Source organism: Acinetobacter sp. LCT-H3 (assembly GCF_001866125.1).
Lineage (GTDB): Bacteria > Pseudomonadota > Gammaproteobacteria > Pseudomonadales > Moraxellaceae > Acinetobacter > Acinetobacter schindleri.
In genome coordinates this window covers 1-7,539 of sequence record NZ_MODX01000051.1, presented here as the reverse complement: position 1 = coordinate 7,539, position 7,539 = coordinate 1, and the positions used below count along the sequence as shown (strand labels likewise).

9 protein-coding genes and 2 pseudogenes are annotated in these 7,539 nt (G+C 41.0%); 5 read left to right on the top strand and 6 right to left on the bottom strand.

Translation table 11 applies throughout. The features are described 5' to 3' along the window. Positions 1-333 precede the first annotated feature (333 nt). Both BK820_RS14605 and BK820_RS14600 read left to right on the top strand, forming a co-directional pair. Positions 334-579 carry a hypothetical protein gene (locus tag BK820_RS14605; RefSeq protein WP_004815514.1) on the top strand — a complete coding sequence of 82 codons (246 nt, stop codon included), beginning with the start codon at positions 334-336 and terminating at the stop codon, positions 577-579. Positions 580-752: 173 nt separating this feature from the next. Beyond that, complete coding sequence (locus BK820_RS14600) at positions 753-944, top strand: hypothetical protein (RefSeq protein ID WP_071321313.1); 192 nt, start codon at positions 753-755, stop codon at positions 942-944. 5 nt (positions 945-949) lie between these two features. Here BK820_RS14600 and BK820_RS14595 read toward each other — a convergent pair whose 3' ends face one another. Then, positions 950-1,588 carry a LysE family transporter gene (locus tag BK820_RS14595; RefSeq protein ID WP_004815510.1) on the bottom strand — a complete coding sequence of 213 codons (639 nt, stop codon included), beginning with the start codon at positions 1,586-1,588 and terminating at the stop codon, positions 950-952. A 132-nt stretch (positions 1,589-1,720) separates the two neighbouring features. Then, positions 1,721-2,287 carry an FxsA family protein gene (locus BK820_RS14590; protein WP_048882651.1) on the bottom strand — a complete coding sequence of 189 codons (567 nt, stop codon included), beginning with the start codon at positions 2,285-2,287 and terminating at the stop codon, positions 1,721-1,723. A 120-nt stretch (positions 2,288-2,407) separates the two neighbouring features. Here BK820_RS14590 and ruvC point away from each other — a divergent pair, with 120 nt between their 5' ends. Next, the gene (gene ruvC / locus BK820_RS14585) at positions 2,408-2,950 is read left to right on the top strand and encodes a crossover junction endodeoxyribonuclease RuvC (protein ID WP_004815506.1); all 543 of its coding nucleotides are present in this window, start codon (positions 2,408-2,410) and stop codon (positions 2,948-2,950) included. Here the strand turns inward: ruvC and BK820_RS14580 are convergent. Then, a pseudogene (locus BK820_RS14580) lies at positions 2,947-3,183 on the bottom strand (acylphosphatase); the annotation flags it as partial. The gene ruvC and the pseudogene BK820_RS14580 overlap by 4 nt on opposite strands. Positions 3,184-3,244: 61 nt before the next feature. Next, on the bottom strand, positions 3,245-4,717 hold the full coding sequence (locus BK820_RS14575) for a bifunctional ADP-dependent NAD(P)H-hydrate dehydratase/NAD(P)H-hydrate epimerase (RefSeq protein WP_071321312.1): 1,473 nt from the start codon (positions 4,715-4,717) through the stop codon (positions 3,245-3,247). Between the two features lie 23 nt (positions 4,718-4,740). Between BK820_RS14575 and queG the strand changes: the two genes are divergently transcribed. After that, positions 4,741-5,835 (top strand): tRNA epoxyqueuosine(34) reductase QueG, encoded by a 1,095-nt coding sequence (queG, locus tag BK820_RS14570; RefSeq protein WP_071321311.1) that lies wholly within the window; start codon positions 4,741-4,743, stop codon positions 5,833-5,835. A gap of 106 nt (positions 5,836-5,941) precedes the next feature. Beyond that, a complete protein-coding gene (locus BK820_RS14565; protein WP_004892694.1) occupies positions 5,942-6,151 on the top strand; it encodes a hypothetical protein in 210 nt (69 codons plus the stop codon). A 148-nt stretch (positions 6,152-6,299) separates the two neighbouring features. On the opposite strand, the gene BK820_RS14560 is transcribed toward BK820_RS14565, so the two are convergent. Further along, entirely contained in the window at positions 6,300-6,545 is a 246-nt protein-coding gene (locus tag BK820_RS14560) for a hypothetical protein (protein WP_071321310.1), read from the bottom strand. Positions 6,546-7,034: 489 nt separating this feature from the next. Further along, positions 7,035-7,188 (bottom strand): annotated as a pseudogene (locus BK820_RS15550) (aldehyde dehydrogenase); the annotation flags it as partial. Between the last annotated feature and the right edge of the window lie 351 nt (positions 7,189-7,539).

The window sequence follows — 7,539 nt, the reverse complement described above, 5'->3', positions numbered from 1 at the left end:
ATTTGACTACATCATCCGTTCAGGTCAGTAATCATTTGAATTAAATAAAAACAGCCTGCTTTATGCAGGCTGTTTTTATTTAAAGATTACATTAAATAGGCGATATGCTTGAATAGAGTCGTTGAGAATTTTTAAAGGGAATTCTGTTCATCATCAGATAATTTAAATAAATTAAAACTCTTTCTGGATAAAACATTGTCCACAATTGCTTACATGCTTAACCTCACTATGCACTATCGAATACAAACATTTCCTCACATAATATAAACACACAATTCAAAATTGATGTTTAAAAATAATAACCATAAAAACTAGTAAAATAAGGAGAAGAATATGCAGTATCAATATCATTGTGCATGCTGCAATAAAGCTGTTTCATCTACCGATACCTCATGTCCAAATTGTGGCTCACACAGCATCAGAAGTCCTTATAGTTTCTGGATGTTGTGCCTATTGGCCTGCTTAGCTGCAGCAGTCGTATTTAAAGTGGTTCATGTCTCTTCACAAGCCCAACAGGATGTACCCACCAAAGACACTATTTTCAATGCATTACAACTTGAAGTAAAACAATCTTCTTAATTCAAACAGTGATGATTTTCATGGTTCATTTTCCTCAGGGGCCTGATATTCAGTATCAGGCCAAATCATTTTATAAACACTGATTCTTGCAAGACTAGGTATATATCTTAGAAATTCCGCAATGCTCTGCCCAGTTGATTTACAATAATACAAGTCTTGTAGAGGTTTTGAGTATGGTGCAGTTAATTCGCAAAGGTGGTTTAAGAGAACGTGCGAACCGCAGTCGCAGTTATCAAGGTTCAGAAAATACAGAAGCCACGTTAAAACCAAACCGTTATAACTCTTCACAAAAAACAGATGAAAAAAAAGAGGAAACTACTGCTTCCCCTATTTTAGTTGACCAAGATCTCTCTCGTCAGGATTGATCTTCTTAATTCATTAAAACCAATGCGTCATACCAAAGCCAGATTGCAAAGATCAGGAACAGTATGCCCGAAATCAAATCTATATAGTTGCCTGCACGTTGGTACAGCACTTTGATTTTCGGCTGAGAGATGAGTAGCATCAGCAAAGCAAAAGTCAGGAAAGTTTGTAGTGGAATAATCACTGCCAGCTGTGATTTCAGATAATCTGAAGCTGATGAGCTGAGGGCCAATGAAAAAACACTGCTAAAATAAATCAGTGTTTTGGGATTAGACAGATTAGTCAATAAACCCAAAGTAAAATAATTTTTCGCTTCATTCATCATTATTTGATCATCGCTGGCTTCATGGCGCTGTTTAAATGCCTGTAATCCGCCTTTGAGCATCGCCCAGCCCATTCTTGCCAGAAATGCTCCACCCACAATCATGAGTACTTGCTGAATCCAGGGGAATTGATCAATCAGCACGGTAAAACCAGCCAGGGTCAGTACCACCCAAACCACAATCCCAGCCGAAATGCCGGCAATAATTTTTAAGGTATTGGAACGATTAGTAGATGCTGCACTTCGTGCAATCAGCAGGACGTCCGGTCCGGGGCTCAGTTGAGCAATAAAATGCAAACCACAAATGGTTAACAACAAAGACATATTTCTTCTATTAGCGATGACTAAAACCGCAGCATTATAACTTTTGTTTAAATTTTCGCAGTACTTTTATCTTAATTTACTCACATAAAAAAGCCGAATCATGGGATCCGGCTGCATAAATGTAAATCGAAATTATTTTGGATTCACATCTTTCATTTCAATCTTTTTCGCCTCTGGCGTCACTTCACGTGCTTCACCATCAATAATAGTTGAATCGCCACGACCACCTTGCTGATTTTGCATTTCCTGCATCTGACGCATCATTTCTGCAAACGGATTTTGACCTTGAGCGCCGCCCATATCGCCCATCATGCCACCCATCATTTTTTCCATCATGGCTTGCTGGCGTTTCATCATGACTTTCATCATCGCTGCTTTAAATGCCTGCTGTACAGCCGGGATCAGCATTAATACCGCCAGCACGTCTGTAATCAGACCTGGAATCAGCAGGAAAAAACCAGCCAGAATTTTTGGCAGATTATTGGTCATGGCCGGATCAGCACTCATCTGGCCCATTTGCATTTGTTGCATCTGCGGCATGAGTCCGGTGGCATATTTGCGAATCAGGTTCATACCGATAAAGAATGCGGCCACAAACCAGAAAAAGACGTACCACATGCTCCCGACGAGGTCGCCCACGCCAATCCACACAAATACTTCCAGGATTACGCCAGCAATGATAATAAGAAATAATTTCATGAAAATTAATCTAATCTCTATTCAATAATTAAGGATGTAATCAACTGCTTCATCAGGATCAAGCTTTTTTGATACGCTTATGTAACAATATGGGCATTATTTTATTTTTAAAGTGCAGGCATGTCATTAATTATTGGGATTGACCCAGGTTCACGTCTTACAGGGTATGGCATTATTCAAAAAGAAGGTTCCAAACTGTCTTTTGTGGATGCAGGAACCATCAGAACGGAAACTGCGGAAATGCCTGAGCGATTAAAGCGAATTTTTGCCGGGGTTGAACGTATTGTTAAATTCTATGGTCCGACAGAAGCGGCCGTAGAACAGGTCTTTATGGCACAAAACCCGGACTCTGCCCTGAAACTCGGCCAGGCCCGTGGTGCAGCCATTGCAGCATTGGTTAATCTGGATCTGCAAGTCGCTGAATATACGGCACGTCAGATCAAACAGTCTGTGGTAGGCTACGGTGCAGCAGAAAAAGAACAGGTACAGATGATGGTCATGAAAATTTTAAACCTCAGCATCAAACCCCAACAGGATGCAGCGGATGCCTTGGCTGCGGCAATCTGTCATGCCCATGCTTCGGGTAGCATGAGCAAGATGGCTGTGTTAAATGCGCTTGGAGGTATGGCACGTGGGCGTAGCCGTGTCAGCAGACGTCGTTAATCATTATATGAATATTTGATCTGAAAATTTTCAAACTGATATTCAGCAGGATTTAATTCAAGTTGTTGAATATCAGCCAAATCTGCATAAATTAGTCCCTTTTGACTACGTATAATCATCTCTTGAATTTTTCTCTCATCTCCAACCACTACAGCCTCTACCGGTGCAGTTGGCAGATTTTGTACATAGCCTTTTAATTCCAGTTCTACTGCCTGAACTGCAAACCAATTTCGATAGCCTACTTTCTACACTGTTCCTAAAATAATCAGTTTCGCGGCCTGTATCATGACTTCCCTAAAGATTAACCACTTTATAAATGGCTTGTTTCATATCCTGTGCCTGCAAACCACGCTGACCATATTTTGCCAACTCATCTCCGGCCAAGGCATGTAAAGTCACGATTTCATGCAGATGAATATTCTCATGGAACTGGGCTTTCAGACTGGCAATCATGCCAGCCAGTACATCGCCCATCCCTCCAGTGCCCATACCCGGATTACCCGCAGTACAGATATATAGCTGATCTTCCAGAATTAGACTGCCCGAGCCTTTCAAGACCCACTGTCCTTTGAATTTCTGCTGTAAGGTATGAATGGCAGCGATTCGGTCAGCTTCGATATCTTGAGTTTTATATCCTAATAAGGTTGCTGCTTCGCCCGGATGAGGGGTGCAATAAGTTCGTGGATTTAATTGTTCTGGGCGCTTTGCCAGGAACCACAGCGCATCTGCATCTAGTACGATCTCCAGCTGAGATTGCTGAATGGCACTAAACCAGAACTGATACTGCTGTTCAGCCCAGAGATCACGTCCCAAGCCCATACCAAAACAAACGGCATCTACTTGCTGTAACAGATTATCACGCTGATCTTCATCTAGGGCATTCATATCTTTGAGCATGATATTTGGTGCCCGTGAAAGGATTGCCGTATGATGTTTAGCATCACAAATAACAGTCACTTTACCCGCTCCTGCTGCAAATGCAGCTTCAGCTGACATGATTACCGCACCGCCCATATCAGCATGACCGCCAATCACCAGTACATGTCCATAGCTGCCCTTATGTCCAAAGGCCTGACGTTTGGGTAAATGGATGTGAGTATCAGATAACTGAGCAACAGGTTTCAATTCAGCATCGGTTGGAATTGCAGATATACATTCCACCCGCCCAGTGTAGGCTTTCCCCTGCCCGGTAAACAAACCTGTTTTAAGCCCCAGTGCCGTGTAAGTATAATCAGCCTGAATAGCGACTGGCAAAGGTTGCCCAGTATTAGCATGGAGACCACTTGGAATGTCGATTGCGATTTTTAAGCCCTTTTGAGCATTAATACTTAGAATCATCTGTTGCCATGTGTCATTCAGATCACGGTTAAGACCTATCCCAAATAACGCATCAATATAGGCATCATATTCAGTCTGAAAATCAAAATGCGGATAGACTTTTATGCATGCATCAAGTGCTTCCTGAATCGCCGAAGCCAGATCCTGTGAACCACCCTTTTCTGCTGCATAAATCTCTACCTCAAAACCAGCCTGCTGTAGGTACTTCCCGACCAGATAGCCATCTCCGGCATTATTACCCTGCCCACAACAGACCGCGACCTTTTGAACATTTTCTTCAATAAATAAAGGAATCAGGCACTGCACAATGCTCCAGGCGACTTGCTGCATCAGACCATAAGAACTGTTTTTTTTAGCAAACCAGCGCTGCTCCCAGGCTTGAATACTTTGGCTATGATAAACGGGGCTATGGTAAACTTGTTGCTGCATTTTTTATTCCCTGTTCCCGGTTTATGACTACACCCGATTCTCCCGCGCAAATTCAGGTTTTTCAAGAGGATTCAGAAGCCCTCAAAGCATGGATCAAAGTACAAGCACTGGAATTGGGTTTTTCTGATTGTGTCATTGCCCGGCCGGATGCTCAAGCAGAATTGCCACGCCTGAAGGAATATCTGGAGCGTGGTTATCATGGCGATATGAAATTTCTGGAAGAAAATCTGGAAAAACGCGCTGATCCAACGCTATTAATTCCAAATACTAGATCAATCATCTGTGTTCGTATGGATTATCTGGTCGAAACACCTGAACCGCGAATGGTCCCAGATGCGCCAAACTCGGCGATTATTGCCCGCTATGCCCGTGGTCGTGATTATCACAAGACCATGCGTGGTCGGCTAAAAATGCTATCGGCTAAAATCAAAGAAAAAGTCGGAGAATTTGAATCACGTCCTTTTGCCGATTCAGCACCCGTCTTTGAAAAGTCTCTGGCTGAAAATGCCGGTATGGGCTGGACTGGTAAACATACGCTGCTGATTCATAAAAAATCCGGTTCCTTCTTTGTACTCGGCGAACTGTTTACTTCACTGGAACTGCCATTTGATGAACCGACGACCAAACACTGTGGTTCTTGTACGGCCTGTATCGATATCTGCCCGACACAGGCGATTGTTGAGCCGTATATGCTGGATGCACGGCGCTGTATTGCCTATCTTACCATTGAGTATAAAGGCATTATTCCTGAAGATCTTCGTCGTGGCATTGGTAATCGGGTATTTGGTTGTGATGACTGTCAGTTGATTTGTCCCTGGAACTGCTTTGCCAAGACGACGACCATTGCAGACTTTCATCCACGGAATGGACTGGATCAGGCCAGCCTGCTGGATTTATGGCAATGGGATGAGCCCACCTTTTTAGCTTCAACAGAAGGTAGTCCGCTACGGCGTACCGGTTATCAAAGCTTTATGCGCAATATCGCTATTGGTTTAGGCAATGCGCCATTTAATCCAGCGATTATTCAGGCCTTGCAAAACTCTCGCGCTCAACATGATGAAGTTGTACAGGTACATATCGATTGGTCGATTCAGGAACAACTTTCTAAATCCAGATAATTGTCTATTTTTACCTGGTGTCACAGATTCCCTTAAAAGCCTTACACACCTTATTTTCAGACTGTGGCATAAATTTAAATAGTCTCAGAAATGAAATGGAGGGACGATGATGTCATCAAAAAATCCAAATCAAGAGTTACTGGAACAGCTGCAAAATGAACACCAGAATCAAATTCAGCAACAGCAGCAACCTCAGCAGCATGGGCCAGTCAATTCGCCTAAGAACAATCAGCACGAGCAGGATGAACGGGTTTTAAATAAACAGCATCGAGCAGATCTGCAAAATCAGAATATTCATGGCAATCACCGTGAATAGGAATAAATCGATTCTGAAGTTAATAAAGCCCGCCTTAGGTGGGCTTTATGATATGAGTTTAAAATTTATTTATTTTCGCTTCATAAACCTTTTTAATTAAAGATTTTCTATTTATCAGGTCAGATTCAACTCCAATCACGTAAATAGATTATTTCTGATCGAAGTTAGAAGTGTCAGCAAAATTGTGTGCCGTAATCAGGATGCCATATTTCGTATTGAGGTAATCCCCTATCCAAATGACATCACTGCCATTGGCATGTTCTACTGTAAGTGTCTGAGTAATGGCATCATAATGCAGTGACTCGAAACTTTCCTGATGTAGACTAAGCCAATGTAAGGTATCTGCGAGATTTTCATCAACAATATAAGTTTCAGCCTGAAAGTCTTTAGTCATTATGCCCCCATTGACGTTTTAACAATGCCATATTTTAACGGAATATTCTTAATTTCAGGCATAAAAAAGTGAGCAAATGCTCACTTTTCTGGGGGGTAGGTATTAATCTTTACTGATACCACACCTGCGACATTCTCGCTGTGTGCCAATTTCTTCCATGTGTTGATATTCATAAATGTGCAAGCAAAATATTTTTTTCAAAAGCTGAAGCATTGTTAAAACTCCTGTTTCACCATTATATAAATACGCTTCTGTAGTTCACTCTTCCTGAGTGTCTATTGTTGTTTTGATTAAAAAACCACCATTTACTTATAAACATAATTTTTCAAAATGTAAAATCAATTTCATACTTTTTTTAACTTTCCGATAAAGTTAAATTTCAATTGATTCATACTTTTAATCATCTGATGTGATGTATATCGCAATTTCGCCATCTTTGGAAATGATATCTTTAAAAAAAGCGAACCAAAGTCCGCTTTTCAATGAAATTTAGAAGAAACCGGCTGGCTTGGTTAAATAACTGACCAGTAGATTTTTGGTTTACTGAAATGATCCAGCATCATTTTGTGGTTCTCTCGGTCAATACCTGATTTTTATAACCGCCGAAAGCTGCATGCGCTGGATAGATATGATAACAGTTGCTTCATACAAGACCTACCTCGATGGTAGACCAGCCCGGTAAGCGGTAATCAGAAAAGTCTTAACGAATTTTTTACATAATCATCTAGTTATAGGCTACCTATTTCAATTACGGATTATTAAAAGTCAATTACACCGGAAATTTAATCTAGTTTGTTTAAATTTAATAAAATAAAAAATCTACATTTTTCTAGCTTTCCTGTTAATAGGCTTATAGCTTACTTAAATGATGAGACATATATGCGAGGTATAGGGTCTTGTCATTGAAATCAGGCATTTCAAAAACCCAGAATACATAATTCTTAGATCTAAACTTAAATTTTATATTTACAGCAGATCTCTTTCATAAATCAAA